Annotated in this window: 18 protein-coding genes; all 18 read left to right on the top strand. The window is 68.3% G+C overall.

The window, feature by feature from the left end; translation table 11 throughout:
• Window positions 1-5: 5 nt before the first annotated feature.
• The 18 genes from hypB (at window position 6) to A5773_RS03850 (ending at window position 17,155) form a co-directional block, all read left to right on the top strand.
• A complete protein-coding gene (hypB, locus tag A5773_RS03935; protein ID WP_066946396.1) occupies window positions 6-776 on the top strand; it encodes a hydrogenase nickel incorporation protein HypB in 771 nt (256 codons plus the stop codon).
• 229 nt (window positions 777-1,005) lie between these two features.
• Window positions 1,006-2,061, top strand: coding sequence for a hydrogenase expression protein HypE (locus A5773_RS03930; protein ID WP_066946394.1), 1,056 nt, complete (start codon window positions 1,006-1,008; stop codon window positions 2,059-2,061).
• 78 nt (window positions 2,062-2,139) lie between these two features.
• Window positions 2,140-3,939 carry a nickel-dependent hydrogenase large subunit gene (locus A5773_RS03925; protein WP_066946391.1) on the top strand — a complete coding sequence of 600 codons (1,800 nt, stop codon included), beginning with the start codon at window positions 2,140-2,142 and terminating at the stop codon, window positions 3,937-3,939.
• 2 nt (window positions 3,940-3,941) lie between these two features.
• Complete coding sequence (locus A5773_RS03920; protein ID WP_082948094.1) at window positions 3,942-4,841, top strand: NifU family protein; 900 nt, start codon at window positions 3,942-3,944, stop codon at window positions 4,839-4,841.
• The gene (locus A5773_RS03915; protein ID WP_066946383.1) at window positions 4,838-5,467 is read left to right on the top strand and encodes a DUF5947 family protein; all 630 of its coding nucleotides are present in this window, start codon (window positions 4,838-4,840) and stop codon (window positions 5,465-5,467) included. The genes A5773_RS03920 and A5773_RS03915 overlap by 4 nt, the downstream gene beginning before the upstream one ends.
• On the top strand, window positions 5,464-6,111 hold the full coding sequence (locus A5773_RS03910) for a DUF6084 family protein (protein WP_066946381.1): 648 nt from the start codon (window positions 5,464-5,466) through the stop codon (window positions 6,109-6,111). Before A5773_RS03915 ends, A5773_RS03910 begins: the two co-directional genes overlap by 4 nt.
• A complete protein-coding gene (locus A5773_RS03905; protein WP_066946378.1) occupies window positions 6,108-7,433 on the top strand; it encodes a hypothetical protein in 1,326 nt (441 codons plus the stop codon). The genes A5773_RS03910 and A5773_RS03905 overlap by 4 nt, the downstream gene beginning before the upstream one ends.
• 143 nt (window positions 7,434-7,576) lie before the next feature.
• Window positions 7,577-8,086: a hydrogenase maturation protease gene (locus A5773_RS03900; RefSeq protein ID WP_067789536.1), complete on the top strand. Its 510-nt coding sequence runs from the start codon at window positions 7,577-7,579 to the stop codon at window positions 8,084-8,086.
• Window positions 8,077-8,343, top strand: a complete 267-nt coding sequence (locus A5773_RS03895) for a HypC/HybG/HupF family hydrogenase formation chaperone (protein WP_067789532.1) — start codon at window positions 8,077-8,079, stop codon at window positions 8,341-8,343. The genes A5773_RS03900 and A5773_RS03895 overlap by 10 nt, the downstream gene beginning before the upstream one ends.
• A gap of 1 nt (window position 8,344) precedes the next feature.
• Window positions 8,345-10,690: a carbamoyltransferase HypF gene (gene hypF / locus A5773_RS03890; RefSeq protein WP_067789529.1), complete on the top strand. Its 2,346-nt coding sequence runs from the start codon at window positions 8,345-8,347 to the stop codon at window positions 10,688-10,690.
• Between the two features lie 3 nt (window positions 10,691-10,693).
• A complete protein-coding gene (locus A5773_RS03885) occupies window positions 10,694-11,413 on the top strand; it encodes a hydrogenase assembly protein HupF (protein WP_067262659.1) in 720 nt (239 codons plus the stop codon).
• On the top strand, window positions 11,410-12,084 hold the full coding sequence (locus A5773_RS03880) for an SIS domain-containing protein (protein ID WP_066946363.1): 675 nt from the start codon (window positions 11,410-11,412) through the stop codon (window positions 12,082-12,084). The genes A5773_RS03885 and A5773_RS03880 overlap by 4 nt, the downstream gene beginning before the upstream one ends.
• Window positions 12,081-13,193: a hydrogenase expression/formation protein HypE gene (gene hypE / locus A5773_RS03875; RefSeq protein WP_067262662.1), complete on the top strand. Its 1,113-nt coding sequence runs from the start codon at window positions 12,081-12,083 to the stop codon at window positions 13,191-13,193. Before A5773_RS03880 ends, hypE begins: the two co-directional genes overlap by 4 nt.
• Window positions 13,194-13,233: 40 nt before the next feature.
• Window positions 13,234-13,506 (top strand): HypC/HybG/HupF family hydrogenase formation chaperone, encoded by a 273-nt coding sequence (locus tag A5773_RS03870; RefSeq protein ID WP_066946355.1) that lies wholly within the window; start codon window positions 13,234-13,236, stop codon window positions 13,504-13,506.
• Between the two features lie 16 nt (window positions 13,507-13,522).
• The gene (gene hypD, locus A5773_RS03865) at window positions 13,523-14,653 is read left to right on the top strand and encodes a hydrogenase formation protein HypD (RefSeq protein WP_067789527.1); all 1,131 of its coding nucleotides are present in this window, start codon (window positions 13,523-13,525) and stop codon (window positions 14,651-14,653) included.
• Window positions 14,650-15,387, top strand: coding sequence for a DUF6390 family protein (locus tag A5773_RS03860; RefSeq protein WP_255377455.1), 738 nt, complete (start codon window positions 14,650-14,652; stop codon window positions 15,385-15,387). The genes hypD and A5773_RS03860 overlap by 4 nt, the downstream gene beginning before the upstream one ends.
• A 52-nt stretch (window positions 15,388-15,439) precedes the next feature.
• The gene (locus A5773_RS03855; RefSeq protein WP_067262674.1) at window positions 15,440-16,582 is read left to right on the top strand and encodes an alkaline phosphatase family protein; all 1,143 of its coding nucleotides are present in this window, start codon (window positions 15,440-15,442) and stop codon (window positions 16,580-16,582) included.
• 126 nt (window positions 16,583-16,708) lie between these two features.
• A complete protein-coding gene (locus A5773_RS03850) occupies window positions 16,709-17,155 on the top strand; it encodes a hypothetical protein (RefSeq protein WP_066946343.1) in 447 nt (148 codons plus the stop codon).
• Window positions 17,156-17,309: the final 154 nt, after the last annotated feature.

Here is a 17,309-nt window from a genome sequence, read left to right as displayed (position 1 = left end):
TGACCATGGGCAGATTTCATCGGCATGACGACGGAACGGTGCACACCCACGAGCACGACGATCCGGATCACGAGCACGGCGACCACGGCCAGTACCGGACCGGTAAGCAGCGGGTCGACGTGTTGGAGGCGATCTTCGCCGAGAACGATCTGCTCGCCGAAGCCAACCGGGCGGCGTTCGAGGGCAACGGGGTGCGCACGCTGAACCTGATGAGCTCACCCGGATCGGGCAAGACGACCATCCTGCAGGCCACGCTCGACGAGCTCGCCGGCGAGCTTGCCATCGGGGTGATCGAAGGTGACATCGCCACCGATCTCGACGCGGCCAAGCTTCGTGGCCGCGGCGCCCAGATCTCACTCCTCAACACCAGCAACGGTTTTGGCGGCGAATGCCATCTCGACGCGCCGATGGTGAACCGCGCGCTGCCCGGGCTCGACCTGCCCGTGCTGGACCTGGTGATCATCGAGAACGTGGGCAATCTGGTCTGCCCGGCCGAGTTCGACGTCGGCGAGCACGCCAAGGCCATGGTCTACTCCGTAACCGAGGGCGAGGACAAGCCGCTGAAGTACCCGGTGATGTTCCGATCGGTGGATGTGGTGTTACTCAACAAGATTGACTTGGTTCCACACCTGGACGTCGACGTCGACGAGTACATCGCCCACGTGCGCAAGGTCAATGCGACGGCGACCATCCTGCCGCTCAGTGCGCGCACCGGCGCCGGGATGGGCGCCTGGTTCGGCTGGTTGCGACGATTCGCGGCGGAACCGGCGGCCTGACGGGTCCCTTCTTGCAAGGGATTTGCATGATGGCGGCGCCATCGGCCGGGCCGCCGATCGCCGCTCGCTTCGCGAAGAGACTATGCAACGGTTGTCTAATTACTTGGTACCGCAGAATCGTTGACACACCCGGCGGTGAGGAGTAGACCCAAAATCAGCGCTGCGCAAGTGGGCCGACGGTCGACTCCGGCGGCGCAGGAGCCTCAGCCCGGCTCCGGAAAGCTGCAGCATGCCAACAGAAGCAGCCGTCAAAGCAGAAGAAACATTGATCCACGTTCTATGGATCAACGCGGGGCTCAGTTGTGATGGCGATTCGGTGGCGTTGACTGCCGCCACCCAACCCTCTGTCGAAGAGATCGCCCTGGGGGCACTGCCGGGGCTTCCGCAGGTCGCCGTGCACTGGCCGCTCATCGATTTCGAATGTGGGCCCAACGGAGGGGCGGACGACTTCCTCTCGTGGTTCTTCAAAGCCGACCGCGGCGAGCTGGAACCGTTCGTGCTCGTCGTCGAAGGGTCCATCCCCAACGAGAAGATCAAGGACGAGGGCTATTGGTGCGGGTTCGGCAACAACCCCGCCACCAACCAGCCGATGACCACCAGCGAGTGGCTCGACCGGCTGGCGCCCAAGGCCACCGCGATCGTCGCGGTCGGGACCTGCGCCACCTACGGCGGCATCCACGCCATGGCCGGCAATCCGACGGGGGCGATGGGGGTTCCCGACTACCTGGGGTGGGAATGGAAGAGCAAGGCCGGCATTCCGATCGTGTGCGTGCCCGGTTGCCCGATCCATCCCGACAACCTGTCGGAGACGCTGACCTACCTGCTCTACATGGCGACGGGTCAGGCGCCGATGATTCCGCTCGACGATGCGCTGCGCCCTAAATGGTTGTTCGGCAACACTGTCCACGAAGGTTGTGACCGGGCCGGATACTACGAGCAGGGCGACTTCGCCACCGAATACGGATCGCCGAAATGCATTGTCAAACTTGGGTGTTGGGGCCCGGTCGTCAAGTGCAACGTGCCCAAGCGGGGATGGATCAACGGCATCGGTGGCTGCCCCAATGTGGGCGGGATCTGCATCGGATGCACGATGCCGGGCTTCCCCGACAAGTTCATGCCATTCATGGACGAACCGCCGGGCGGCAAGGTCTCCACCACCGCTTCGGGTCTTTACGGCACCGTGATTCGCAATTTGAGGGGTATCACGGCGCGCACCGTCGACAAGGAACCGCGGTGGCGCCACAACGGCAACCAACTCACCACCGGAGCGCGCCGGACCTGGTAGCTCGCTACCGGGTCGGCGCGCTTCGTCTCAAATCTGAGCCTTCGAGCTCAAGAGCCCACAGCGGGAAGAAGAAGTGCGATGACAACCATCATTCCGGAGCCCACCCACGCCAAGCGGGAACCCGGCCAACTGGTCGACATGGCCTGGGACCCCATCACCAGGATCGTGGGCAGCTTGGGCATCTACACCAAGATCGACTTCGAGAACCGCGAAGTCGTCGAGTGCCACAGCACGTCGTCGATCTTCCGCGGCTACTCGATCTTCATGAAAGGCAAGGATCCCCGCGACGCCCACTTCATCACCAGCCGCATTTGCGGCATCTGCGGCGACAACCACGCCACCTGTTCGTGCTACACGCAGAACATGGCGTACGGGGTCAAGCCGCCGCACCTCGGCGAGTGGATCGTCAACCTAGGTGAGGCCGCGGAATACATGTTCGACCACAACATCTTCCAGGAAAACCTGGTCGGGGTGGACTTCTGCGAAAAGATGGTCTCCGAGACCAACCCGAGCGTGCTTTCGCTGGCGGAGAAGACCCCGGCGCCGCACGCCGACGCGCACGGTTACAAGACGATCGCCGACATCATGCGTTCGCTCAACCCCTTCAGCGGCGAGTTCTACCGCGAGGCACTGGTGGTCAGCCGCTGGACGCGAGAGATGTTCTGCCTCATGGAAGGTCGCCACGTGCATCCGTCCACGCTGTACCCCGGCGGGGTCGGCACCGTTGCGACCATCCAGCTGATGACCGACTACATGACGCGGTTGATGCGGTATGTGGAGTTCATGAAGAAGGTCGTGCCGATGCACGACGACCTGTTCGACTTCTTCTACGAGGCACTGCCGGGTTACGAGAAGGTCGGGCTGCGCCGCACCCTGCTCGGCTGCTGGGGCTCCTTCCAGGACCCCGAGGTGTGCAACTTCGCGTACAAGGACATGGAGCGCTGGGGTAACGCCATGTTCGTGACCCCGGGCGTGGTGGTCGACGGCAAGCTGGTCACCCACTCCCTGGTGGACATCAACCTCGGCATCCGGATCCTGTTGGGCAGTTCGTATTACGACGACTGGACCGAGCAGGAGATGTTCGTCAAGACCGACCCACTGGGCAACGCGGTGGACCGGCGCCACCCGTGGAATCAGCACACCAACCCGCACCCGCAGAAGCGGGACTTGGACGGCGGCAAGTACAGCTGGGTGATGTCGCCGCGCTGGTTCGACGGCAAGGACCACCTGGCGCTGGACACCGGCGGCGGCCCGCTGGCCCGGTTGTGGGCCACCGCGCTGGCCGGCCTGGTCGACATCGGCTACGTCAAGGCGACCGGCAACAGCGTCAAGATCAATTTGCCCAAGACCGCGCTCAAGGGTCCGGTCGAGTTCGAGTGGAAGATCCCGAAATACGGCAGCAACACGATCGAGCGCGACCGGGCGCGCACCTACTTCCAGGCCTACGCGGCAGCGTGCGCGCTGCACTTCGCCGAGAAGGCGCTCGGGGAAATCCGGGCCGGACGCACCAAGACCTGGGAGAAGTTCGAGGTGCCCGACGAAGCCATCGGTTGCGGCTTCACCGAGGCGGTCCGCGGCGTGCTCAGTCACCACATGGTGATCCGCGACGGCAAGATCGCCAACTATCACCCGTACCCGCCCACCCCCTGGAACGCCAACCCGCGTGACAGCTACGGCACGCCCGGGCCGTACGAGGACGCGGTGCAGGGTCAGCCGATCTTCGAGGAGAACAGCCGGGAGAACTTCAAGGGGATCGACGTCATGCGCACGGTGCGCAGCTTCGATCCGTGCCTGCCCTGCGGTGTGCACATGTACCTGGGTAAGGGCAAGACCCTGGAGAGATTGCACACACCAACGCAGTCACCCGTCGGGGAGTGATGATCGCGGATCGCCCGGAGGAACCCCTGATGACCTCAGACACAGACGCGCAATGGCGCACGGCGGGCGATCGAATCCAGACCCTGCTGGATTCCTGCGCGGCGGGTGGGGCGGCCGCGCAGGAGCGCGCCCAGCAGTTGGTCCGGGAAGTGGTCGGGCTCTACGGGGCCGGGCTGGAACGGATCATGCTGCTGGCTCGGGACGGCCAAGGCACTGGCCTGGCCGAGCGGCTGGCCACCGACGACCTGGTGGCCAGCCTGCTCCTGGTCCACGGTCTGCACCCGCACGACGTGCACCGCCGGGTGTCCGACGCACTCGACCGGGTGCGGCCGTACCTGGGCTCGCACGGCGGGGACGTCGATCTCATCGAAGTCGACGGCGATACCGTGCGGCTGGCGTTCACCGGCAGTTGCAAGAGCTGTCCGTCGTCGGCGGTGACGCTGGAATTGGCGGTCGAGGACGCGGTGCGCGCCGCCGCACCCGAGGTCGGCTCGATCGAGGTGGTGACCGCCGAATCCGCGCCCGGTCCGGCCGTGATACCCGCCGATTCGCTGATGTCCCATCTGCATTCGAGTGGCTCGACCTGGTATCCGGTACCCGAGCTGGCCGAACTGGAGCTCGGCGAGGTGGCAGGGTTCCTGGTCTCGGACACCACGCTGCTGGTGTGCAGGATCGGCGACCTGCCACTGGCCTATCGTGACCACTGTCCGGTGTGTGATGACTCGTTGGCGGGTGCGCGACTGCGCGAGACCCTGCTGGCCTGCCCGCGCTGCGGCACGCAGTTCGACATTGTGCATGCGGGTGCCGGCCCCAACGGGGCCCATCTCGAGCCGCTCCCCGTGCTGCTTCGCGACGGGGTGCCATCGGTAGCGCTGGCCGAACCGATGGGCGCCGGCGCATGACGACCCCGTACGAGGTTCTGACCCGCATCCGCAGCGAGCGGCCGGCCCCCGAACCGGCCGGCGAGCGGTGTGAGATGTGCTCGGAATCGATCGCGGACGCACACCAGCACGTGGTCAATGTGGCTGACCGCCAGCTCATGTGCGTGTGCCGCGCCTGCTATCTGCTGTTCACCGACTCCCGGGCGGAACTCCGCTACCGCGCGGTGCCCGATCGGTATCTGTCATTCCCGGACTTCGCGCTGGATCGCCGCGCCTGGGAGGCGCTGCAGATACCGGTGGGCGTCGCCTTCTTCTTCAGAAACTCCGCGCTCGGGCGCACCGTCGCCTTCTACCCCGGGCCGGCGGGCGCATGCGAATCCGAGCTCGCGCTGGACGTCTGGGACGCGCTCAGCGGCGCCGACGCCCGGGTGGGTCTGCTGACGGACGACGTGGAGGCGCTGTTGGTCCGCGTCCCCGAATCCGGTGCGCCGCAGAGCTATCTCGTACCGATCGACGCCTGCTACGAATTCGTCGGTCGGCTGCGCATGCTGTGGCGTGGGTTCGACGGAGGGCAGGAGGCGCGCGAGTTCATCGACGGGTTCTTCTCCCACCTCGAAGCGCGCGCCGTGAGGACGCCGCCGCCATGATGGACGTCGACTTCTCGGTCCTCGACGTGGTTCCCGAGCCGTACACCGTCAGCCCCGTGCTGACCGCACGAGTCGCCATCGACACCGGCGGAAGTGCGGGCGACCCGGTGCACGCGATCGCGTTGCGTTGCCAGGTCCGCATCGAGCCGTTGCGGCGGTCCTACTCCGACGCCGAAGCAGAGGGGTTGCTCGACCTGTTCGGGCCGCGCGAACGCTGGGCGAGCACCCAACGCACCTTTCTCTGGCAGCATTGCACGGCGATGGTGCAGGGCTTCACCGGCAACACGACGGTGGCGCTGCCGCTGGACTGCACCTACGACTTCGAGGTCACCGCGGCCAAATACCTGCATGCCCTGCGCGATGGCGCGCTGCCGCTCCAATTCCTCTTCAGCGGAACTATTTTCGTCAAATCCGAAAGCGGGTTCTCCGTCCAGCAAGTCCCGTGGGACTGTGAAGGCCGCTACGACATGCCGGTCACGGTCTGGCGGCAGCTGATGGCCCAGCACTACCCGAACGCCGGCTGGCTGCGGCTCAGCCACGAAACCATCACCGCCCTGGCCGCCTACAAGTCGGCGCACGGGCTGCTCGACCTCGACCACGCGATCATCGCGCTGCTGGACACGGACCGGGAGACGGCGCGGTGAACGAGGATCGGGCCCGGGCCCGGGCCGTCGCAGACGCGGTGCTTTACGAGGGCTACCTGCTCTACCCCTATCGCGGCACCTCGAGCAAGAATCAGTCACGCTGGCAATTCGGCGTTCTGGGCCCGCCCGGGGCCGCGGAGGCCGGCCTGGGCGAGGACGACACCCTGGCGGCACAGTTCCTGGTCGACGGGGCCGGGGAGCTGACCCTGATGGTGCGATTCCTGCAGCTGCAGCATCGCCGGGCCGAGCGCGAAGTCACCCGAGGGGAATACGAGCCGGTCGACGAGCTCGCCACCCCGGGCGGATCGTGGCTGACCTGGGACGAAGCGGTCGAATGCGAAAGGTCCTTCGGCCCTGTCGCCCTCGACGGCCGGCCGTGGACACTGGCGGTGACGGCGGACGCGGGCACCGATATCGAATTCCTCGATGGCGGGCGGCTCGTGCGGCAACGACGGGAGGTTCGCGGCGTGCTCACGGTCGCCAGCGAGGCGGACGGCGATCTGCGCCGGGTGTCGGTGCGGGTCAGCAACATCGGCGACGGTGCAGCGGACAAGAACGACTCGATCGCGCGATCCATGATCGGAACGCACCTCATCGCCGAACTCGAGGGCGGCCAGTTCGTTTCGCTGCTCGAGCCGCCGCCCGCGGCGGTCGACGCGGCATCCCGGTGCAGCCAGCACCGCTGCTTTCCGGTGCTGGCCGGCCCGCCCGGCACCCGGGACCTGCTGTTGGTCTCGCCGATCATCCTCTACGACCACCCGGACGTCGCCGAGCAGAGCGACACCGCCCTCTATGACTGCACCGAGATCGACGAGATCCTCACCCTGCGCGTGATGACCATGACGGACGAGGAGAAGGCGCAGGCCCGGGCCACCGATCCACGGGCGGCGCGGATCATCGACCAATGTGACGCCATGTCTCCCGACGCGATGGCTCGCCTGCACGGCGTGCTGCGCGATCCCCACGCGATCTCGGGCCTGGTCCCGGAGATCCCCGAGGGGGTCGATTGGTGGGATCCGCTGGCCGACAACGCGGTACGCCCGGAAATCGATGCGGTGCTGGTGAACGGGGTCCGGGTAGCGCGCGGCAGCCGGGTCCGATTGCGGCCGAGGCGCAACGCCGACGCGCAGGACATTTTCGTCGCCGGCAAGACGGCACGCGTCACCTCGGTGCACGAGGACGTCGAGGGCACCAAGCACGTCGCGGTCGTCGTCGAGGACGACCCGGCCGCCGACCTGCATGACTGGTACGGCCGTTACCTGTACTTCTCCCCCGACGAAATCGAGCCTCTGGAAGCTCAACGCAGCCCGGCAAACTCGTGAAAGGAGTCCGAGATGGAGATCCTGGGTTGGATATTCCTCGCGATCATCGCGTTGGTGGTCGCGGTCGGATTGGCGCTAGGGGTGACATCCCTGCCCGATGCCCGCCGCTACCTGAAACTGAGGCGGATGTAACCGGCCCGGACATGACAGCGCGCATTCTGGTAGCGGGCATCGGCAACATCTTCCTGGGCGACGACGGATTCGGATCCGAAGTGATCCGAACCGCCGAGATCCCGCAGGACGGCGCGAGCGTGCGCGTCACCGACTACGGCATCAGCGGGATGCACCTCGCCTACGACCTGCTCGAGGACTGGGACACCCTGGTGCTCGTCGACGCGGTCCCCAGCCGTGGCAACCCCGGCACATTGCATGTGTTCCAGGCCGATCATGAATCAGATCCCACCGCAATGGGTTTCGACGGCCACAGCATGGATCCGGCCGCGGTGTTCGCCGGCCTCCGGGCGCTGGGCGGCAATCCGCCCTACACGGTCGTCGTCGGGTGCGAGGCGGGCAGCGTCGAGGAGGGCATCGGCCTCAGCGAGCCGGTGGCCCAGGCGGTTCCCCGCGCCGCGCGGGCCGTCGAGGAGATCGTCGCGGCGTTGCAGACGCACTCGGTGGCAACCAGCCGAGGGGGTACTGAGCCATGTGTCTAGGGATCTCCGGCCAAGTGATCCGGATGCTCGACGGCTTCGAAGGGCAGCTGGCCCTGGTCGACGTCACAGGCGAACCGCGCAGGGTCAACGTCGGCATGCTGCCGGAGGAGACATTCGCCCCGGGCGACTGGATAATCATTCACATGGGCTTCGCCGTCGAGAAGACGGACCGCGCGGGCGCGGAACAAGCGCTGGCGGGCCTGGAGCTGATGGGCCGGGGCCGCACGGACCCAACGGACTTTCCGGAGGTCGGCTGAGATGACCTCGTCCCCCCTGCTGCTGCGACACCGCGACGTTCGGCAGCGCTTCACCGTGACCGGTGTCGTGCAGGGGGTTGGCTTCCGGCCCTTCGTCCACCGCATCGCGACCGAACTCGGCCTGTCCGGCTTTGTCGGCAACGATTCGGGCGCCGTCTTCCTCGAGGTCCAGGGCGAGCGCACCCGCATCGCCGAATTCGGCCGGCGTCTCCGCACCGAGGCGCCGCCGCTGGCCCGGATCCGCGACGTCACGGTCAGCGAGCTTGCCGCCGACGCCGGCGGCGGCCGCGGGTTCCGGATCGTGGCCAGCCGGGACGTCCCGGGCGAGACGACGCCGATTCCGCCCGACATCGCGGCGTGCGACGACTGCGTCGCCGAACTCTTCGACCCACGCGACCGGCGCTACCGCCACCCCTTCGTGACCTGCACCAACTGCGGGCCGCGATTCACCATCATCCGCGAGCTGCCCTACGACCGCCCGTCCACCACCATGTCCGGGTTCCCCATGTGTGCGCGCTGCGCCGCCGAATATCACGACCCGGCGGATCGGCGCTTCCACGCGCAGCCGATCGCCTGCCCCGAATGCGGGCCGTCCCTGTGGTTCCGGTCGGCGAGCGGACGCCTCGACGGAGCGGACGCGGCGCTGGCGGCCACCCAACGCGCGCTGGCCGCCGGCGCGGTGGTGGCCGTCAAGGGCGTCGGCGGGAACCACTTGGCCTGCTCCGTCAGCGACGGCGCGGCCGTCGCCGCGCTGCGGGCGCGAAAGGCGCGTGGCGCCAAGCCGTTTGCCATGCTGGTCCGTGATCTGGACGTCGCGCGCCGCTACGCCTACGTCGACGACGACGAGGCCGCCGTGCTGCTGGGCCCCGCCCGGCCGATCGTGTTGCTGGGACGCCGACCGGACGCACCCGTTGCCGACGCCGTCGCGCCCGGCAGCCCGTTGCTGGGCCTGATGCTGCCGTACTCCCCCATTCATCATCTGCTGCTGGCGCCCGTACCCGCCTCTGCCGCGCTTGTGCCCGACGCGCTGGTGCTCACCAGCGCCAACCGGTCCGACGAGCCCATCTGTTTCACCGATGACGATGCGGCACAGCGCCTTCCGGCGCTGTGCGATGCAGTGCTCGACCACGACCGCCCGATCCACGTCCCGTGCGACGACTCGGTGGTGCGGGTGTTGAAGGACGAGGGGGCCGCATGCGAACTGCCGATCCGGCGGTCCCGCGGGTATGCGCCGCTGCCGGTCGACTTGAACTTCGCGGGCCCGGCAGTGCTGGCCGTTGGCGGGGAATTGAAGAACACCTTCTGCCTCACCGACGGCGCGCGCGCCTACCTGTCCGGGCACATCGGCGACATGGGCACCTGGGAGACGCTGCGCGCGTTCGAGCGGGCGGTGCACCAACTCAGCGAAATGCGCGGTGAGCCGGCCCGGTTGGCCGCCGACCTGCACCCTGGTTATCACACCCGAAGCTGGGCGGAGCGCCGCGCGGACGGTCGACCGCTGGACCTCGTCCAGCACCACCACGCGCACGTGGTGTCGCTGCTGGCCGAGCACGGGCGAATCGGCGAACCCGTCGTCGGGGTCTCCTTCGACGGCACGGGTTACGGATGCGACCAGACCATCTGGGGCGGGGAGATTCTCCGGCTCGGCCGCGACAGCCAGCGATTCGTCCGGGCCGGCCACCTGTTACCGGTACCACTGCCCGGCGGTGATGCGGCTGTCCGCAACCCGTGGCGGATGGCGCTCTCGCAGCTGTGGTCGGCCGGCATCGACTGGACCCCCGACCTGGCCCCCGTCGCGGCCGCGACACCCGACGAATTGCGCCTGACCCGTTCGCAATTGGAGACGGGAACCGGATGCGTGCCCTGCTCGAGCATGGGCCGCCTGTTCGACGCGGTCGCCTCGTTGCTCGGCGTGCGGCACCGCATCGACTACGAAGGCCAGGCCGCCATCGAACTGGAGGCGCTGGCGCAGTCGGCGGGCACGAACGCCGGGCCGTCGCTACCGCTCATGGTGGGCGCCGACGGGGTGATCGATCCCGCCCCGATGGTGCAGACGTTGGTGTCGGCGCTCTACACCGGCACGCGACCCGCGCTGCTGGCCGCGGCTTTTCACGAGGCCGTCGCGGACGCCGTCGCCAAGGTGGTCGGTCAGGTGGCCGGTACCACCCGATTGGTGGGCCTCACCGGTGGGGTATTCCAGAATGTGTTGTTGCTGAGAGCGTGTCGTCAGCGGTTGCGGCTGGCGGGATTCGAGGTGCTGACCCACCACGTCGTTCCGCCCAACGACGGCGGGCTCGCCCTGGGGCAGGCCGCGATCTCCATGCTGACCGCGCGGGAGGAGGGCTGACCCATGACCACCACAGCCATCGATCGCGGGCTCGGCGCCGAATTGGCCGAAGACCTCGCCGCCACTGCTTTCACGCTCGCCAAGCGCTTCGCGGCGGGCGCGACCATGTGGTCCATCGCGCCGTCGTGGGAACCGCACGCCCTGCACATCGCGGTCGAGTTCGTGCACCCGGTGATCATGGGCAAACGGGCCCTGCCCGCGGTGGCGCTGACCGGACCCGACCTGGTTGACCTGGTGCGAGTGTCGGTGCGGCCGGGCGACATCGTGGTCGCGGTTTCTGGAGCCGACGACCCGCAGGTCCGCTCGGTCATGCGGCGGGCCCCCGCATGGGGCGCCACCACCATCTGGATCGGCAGCGGCGACCGCCCCGGCGCGGGCATGGCGGACCACGTGCTGTGGCTCGACGACCCCGATCCGCGCGTGCCCGCGACGGGTGGCTTCGTGCTGTTCTATCACGTGCTGTGGGAACTGACCCACGTGTGCTTCGAGCACCCCGGCCTGCTCAAACCCGAATGCGCCGAGTCGGTTTGCGTCACCTGCAGCGACGAGGGGCGCCCCGCCGAGGCGGTGACCGCGTCGGCCGACGGGCACGCCACGGTGCGCACCGCGCGAGGCATCGAAAACGTGGTGACCACCCTGATCGACCCGGTCGAAGCCGGGGAGCTGATGTTGGTGCACGCGGGCATGGCGATCGGCAGACTGGAAGACGAGGAGGGCCGATGAGCACCGCCGACGAACCCACCAACTTCCTGTATCCGTTCATCGACGCCCAGGAAGACGACCCCGCCTCGCTGCTGGCCGACCTGGCCGCGTCGGCGCAGGCGAAGGCGGCCGAAAGTCTGGCGCTGCGGCGCTCGACACTGGAAGCCAACGCCGCGCTGCTCGGTGCGGCCGCCGCCGAGCTGGCGCGCCGTTTCGCGGCGGGCGGCCGCATGTTCACCTTCGGAAACGGCGGCAGCTGCACCGATTCCACCACCTTGGCGAGGCTGTTCGCCCGGCCGCCGGTCGGCATGCCGCTGCCCGCGTGGCCCTTGACCACCGATCAGGCGATCCTGACCGCGCTGGGCAACGACGTCGGATTCGAGTTGGTGTTCGCCCGGCAGTTGATCGCCCGCGCCAGGACCGGTGACATCGCGATCGCCATGTCGACCAGCGGCGGTTCGCCCAACCTGCTCGCCGCGCTGGCCGAGGCGCGTCAACGCGGCCTGTACACCATCGGATTCGCCGGCTACGACGGCGGCGCGTTCGCGAACAATCCGAATGTGGACGCCTGCTTCGTCGTTCGCTCGCAGAGCGTGCACCGGATCCAGGAATCGCAAGCGCTGCTGGGCTACCAGCTGTGGCTGAGTGTGCACCAACAGCTCGGTGGCAAGCAAGGCATGGGGGCGGCATGAATAAGTCGGCGGGTGAATACCTTTCCTCGGGGCCACGATTCGCCGAGGGTGAAGTGATCGAGCGGATCGAATCGTTCCGCAGGCGCCGGCCCCGGTTGCTCGACGACCATGTGACGCTGGCGCACGGCGCGGGCGGCAAGGCCTCGGCGGCGCTGGTGGACGCGGTGTTCGTGGAGGCGTTCCGCAACCCGCTGCTGGAGTCACTCGGAGACAGCGCGGTCCTGACTCTGCCGAGCGGCGAACGCCTGGCGATGTCCACGGATTCATTCGTGGTGCAGCCCAGGCGCTTCCCGGGCGGCTCCATCGGCGCGCTCGCGGTGCACGGCACCTGCAACGACCTCGCGATGGCCGGCGCCGTGCCGTCGTGGATCTCGGCGGCGTTCGTGCTCGAAGAGGGTTTCCCCATCACCGAATTGAAAGAGGTCGTCGCCGACATGGCGGCGGCGGCCGCGGAGGCGGGCGTGCAGATCATCACCGGCGACACCAAGGTGGTGCCCAAGGGCGCCGCCGACGGCATGTTCGTCACGACCGCCGGGACCGGTGTCATTCCCACGGGACGCGAGCTGTCCGCGGCGTCGGTGCGGCCCGGTGACAAGCTGCTGCTGTCGGGAACGATGGGCGACCACGGCATGGCGGTCATGCTGGCGCGGGGCGACCTGGCCATCGAGGCCGACATCCACTCCGACACCGCGTGCCTCAGCCCGCTGGTGGAGCTGCTGATGGCGGCCGCGCCGTCCACCCGCTGGCTGCGTGATGCGACCAGGGGCGGAGTGGGCACCGTCTGCAACGAACTGGCCCAGGCCTGCGGTCTGGGGGTGCTGCTCGAAGAGGAACGACTTCCCGTGGCGCCCATGGTGAACGGCGCCTGTGAGCTGCTCGGCATCGATCCGCTGTACGTCGCCAACGAGGGCAAGTTCGTCGCGGTCGTCGCGCCGGACGAGGCGGCGGCCGGGCTCGACGCCCTGCGCTCGCATCCGTTGGGTGCCGACGCCGCCGAGGTCGGGGAGATCGTCACCGAACCAGCCGAAAGCGTGGTGCTGCGAACCGGATTCGGCGGAACACGGATCGTCGACATGCTCGTCGGCGACCCGCTGCCGCGGATCTGCTAGGGCGTAGCGCGTCGCCACCAGAAAGGAAGGGAGGCCGCACATGTGTTTGGGAATTCCGGGCCGGATCGTCGAGATCACCGATCCCGCCGACTATTTGGCGAAGGTCGACGTCAGCGGCGTGCAGCGCACCATCAGCGTGCGGCTGCTCGCCGACGACATGCCCGAACCCGACGACTGGGTCCTGGTTCATGTCGGGTTCGCGATGGCCAAGATCGACGAGACGGAGGCGCTGCTCACCCTGGCCGCCGTCAAGAAGCTCGGCGACGCCTACGACACCGAAATCCAAGCCTTCGACTCCTCATCGATCGTCTGAGAAGGAAAGGACCGTCATGAAATTCGTTGACGAGTTCCGTGATCCGGCCGCGGCCCGCAAGCTGCTGGGCGCCATCGAACGCTTGGCCGGCGCCGACGGCGAACTGTTCAAATTCATGGAAGTGTGTGGCGGGCACACGCACACGATCTACCGGCACGGCATCGAGCACCTGCTGCCCGACAACGTCGAGCTGGTGCACGGCCCCGGCTGCCCGGTCTGCGTGATCCCGATGGGCCGCATCGACGACGCCATGTGGCTGGCCGGCCAACCCGAGGTGATCTTCACCTGCTTCGGCGACATGATGCGCGTGCCCGGATCGCACGGCAGCCTGCTGGACGCCAAGGCGCGCGGCGCCGACGTGCGGTTCGTCTACTCCCCGCTGGACGCGCTGAAGATCGCGCTCGACAATCCCGACAAGCACGTCGTGTTCTTCGCCATCGGTTTCGAAACCACCGCGCCGTCGACGGCGGTCACCCTGGTCCGGGCGCGCGACCTGAAGCTGAGCAACTTCAGCGTGTTCTGCAACCACGTCATGATCGTCCCGCCGATCAAGGCCATCCTGGAGTCGCCGGACCTGCGCCTGTCGGGTTTCATCGGCCCCGGGCACGTGTCCACGGTGGTCGGCAACCGCCCCTACCGGTTCGTGCCCGAGGTGTACCGAAAGCCATTGGTGGTGGCCGGTTTTGAGCCCTTGGATATTCTGGCCGCGGTCGCGATGCTGTTGACCCAGATCCGCGAGGGCCGTTGCGAGGTGGAAAACCAGTACACGCGCGTGGTGCCCGAGCGGGGCAATCCCGCCGCTTTGGCGTTGATGGGCAAGGTTTTTGCGCTGCGCCCGCACTTCGAGTGGCGCGGGCTTGGTTTCATCTCGCAAAGCGCACTGCGGCTGCACGACGACTTTTCGGGATTCGACGCCGAGCTGCGGTTCGCGATGCCGGGCGTGCGGGTCGCCGATCCCAAGGCGTGCCAGTGCGGCGAGGTGCTCAAGGGTGTGCTCAAGCCATGGGAGTGCAAGGTTTTCGGCACGGCGTGCACCCCGGAGACACCGATCGGCACGTGCATGGTGTCCCCCGAGGGGGCGTGCGCCGCCTACTACAACTTCGGCCGGATGCACCGCGACGCGGTCAAGCTGGTGGGGCGCGCTTGACCGGTAAAACCGACGGCCCAGACATGTTCGCGCGCTACGCCTACGCGCCCAACGCGCTGGGCTATTGCGGTCCCCCGCTGGGGGCGACCCTGCGCGACGGTTCGGTCGACGAGGTACGCCGGGCGGCGACGAAGTTCTCCGGGGCGTGGCCGTACCTGCGGGTGCTGTCGACGCTGACCGGGATCGCCGACCCCCTGGACTACCGGCTCGTGGAGTCGTACTGGCTGGGCGGCGGCGTCGGCGCCGACCTGGACCCCCTGGACTTCTTCAAGGCGTTGCTGGCGATCATCGGCCCGCAGGCGGGCCGCTACTGGTCGCACCTGACGCCGGACCTTTCCGGCGAGGCCGCCGCCAACCACTGTTTCCACGTGTTCGGCGTGTACCCGTGGACCCGGTTCCTGGGGCGGGGTATGGACGAACATCCCCTGAACGTGCTCGACAACTGCCGCATCACCTGGGGAACCGTGCTGTCCCGCGACCGCGACCGGATCGAGGTGCTGCGCCGAAGGCTGGTGCTCGACGGTGAGGGGCTGGCGCTGTCCGAACCGTCGTCCGCTGTGTTCGACGTCTGGATCGACGGGTACAGCGCGGTGCCGGATGCCGCCGCGGGCGACGAGGTCGCGCTGCACTGGGGGCGGCTGTGCGGCCGCCTGTCGCCGCCGCAGGTCCGCACCCTCGCCGACGGAACCGAGCGTCAACTGCGGGTGACGAGCCACCGCCTGGCGCGCGTCTAGCGGCGAAGTGGATCGCCGCCATCGGGGGTCGGCTCGTGCCAGACTGGCCCCCGTGCCCGGTTCCCTTTGCGACGTGCTGCCCGCGGCCGCCGCTCTGCTCGGCGCGCCGGGCGCCGTCGACGAGCTGGGTTTGGCCGACCGGGTCGGCGGGGCGGACCAGGTCGATCGCGTCGCGGTGGTGCTGGTGGACGGACTGGGCTGGCACCTGCTTGCGGAGCTGGCCGGCAGCGCCCCGCTACTGGCCTCCGTGCTCGCCGGGCAGACCGGCCACCTCACGGAGCTCACCTGCACCTTCCCGTCGACCACCCCGACCAGTTTGGTCTCGCTGGGTACGGGGGCACAGCCCGGCGAGCACGGGATCCTGGGCTTCACGCTGAACGTGCCGGGCACCGATCGGGTGCTCAACCACATCCTGTGGCGTGACGACCCACCGCACGCCGAGTGGCAGCCCTTGCCCACCTGGTTCGGGCGGCTCAACGAAGCCGGCGTGAGCGCACGCGCCGTCTTGCCGGCCGCGTTCATGGGTAGCGGGCTGACCGAGGCGGCATACCGCGGCGCCGAGTTTCGCCCGATCCAGCCGACGGACGACAACGCGCAGGCGGTGGCCGACGAGCTGCGCGCGGCGCCGGGCCTCGTCTACGGCTACACCGCGGCCCTCGACACCGCGGCCCACGTATTCGGCGTCGGATCGTCCCGTTGGCACGAAGCGGCCGCCCAGGTGGACACGCTGCTCAGCCGGTTGGTCGAGGCGCTGCCGCCGAACGCGGCGCTGCTGGTGACCGCCGACCACGGCGGTTTCAACGTTCCACCGGACGCGCGGGTCGACCTCGACACCGACCCGCGGCTCGCCGCGGGAGTCCGCGTGGTCGCCGGCGAACCGAGGGTTCGCTACCTGCACACCGAGCCCGGCGCCGCGGCTGACGTGCAGGCGGCCTGGAGCGAGGTACTCGGCGGCAGGGCGCACGTCTACAGCCGCGAGCAGGCGGTAGCCACCGGGATGTTCGGACCGGTCAGCCCGGCGCACCTGACGCGGATCGGTGACGTCGTCGCCGTCTGCACCGGCGATGCGGCCGTGCTGGCAACCGGGCACGAGCCGCCGGAAACGGCTCGACTCATAGGCTTTCACGGCGCGGCGACGGCCGCCGAGATGGCCATCCCGCTGATCGCCTTCAAATCCCCTGCCGCGGCTCACTAGTCGCCGCGGCGCCGCCTCGCAGCTTCTTCCGCGAATCGCTCACAGCCCAAATTGCGCTACCTCTAAGCCTTTTCAAAGCGGACTGGCAGGGCCGGCACTCACCCGCGCTGCTACGGTGGCAGCACTGTGAGTTTCCGTGGTGCGGGCAGACCTTCACGACGGCCACGCCCCTCGGCTCTGGCCGTAGTTGCTGCACTGTCCCTTTTCGCCGCTGCCTTCGGATTCTGGGCGTTGCAGGTCGAGGCGGCGGCCGGCCCACCGCAGCACGTGGCGGCGTCGGTGGCGACCACCACCCGCACCGGGACCCTTGAGTTCCGGGACGGCTCCGCACCGCGCAGCCATCCCGACTTCGGCTCCACCCTCAACGACGACAAGGCATTCAAGAGCGCCGGATTGAAGCGCGACCGGCCGACGACCTTCTCGCTGTCCGTGCCGCGCTGGTCGTGGACGCTGTCCTCACTTGCCTCGGCCACTGGGGCACAGCGGCCCCTCGACGTAGGGCCGTCACGCGCACCCTCGACTGTCCTCGCAGGACAAGACCTCTTGACCAAGCTTTGCGTGTCCAGGCGCTGATCGGCATTCCGAGCCACTCGTAGCCATGTCTGGCCGGCGCCGCGCGCCGGCCGACAGCCGACCGCGTTAGCCCGAAAGCGGCCAACCCCGTCGGCATGCCCGCAACTCCCGACCCGACGCTGAACGTCGGTCGCTACCCACCCAAGGAAGTCAT

Source organism: Mycobacterium sp. 852014-52450_SCH5900713, from assembly GCF_001667075.1.
In the GTDB taxonomy this organism is placed as follows: domain Bacteria; phylum Actinomycetota; class Actinomycetes; order Mycobacteriales; family Mycobacteriaceae; genus Mycobacterium.
The sequence above is the reverse complement of the archived record's forward strand: the minus strand, read 5'-3'. Positions and strand labels throughout refer to the sequence as shown.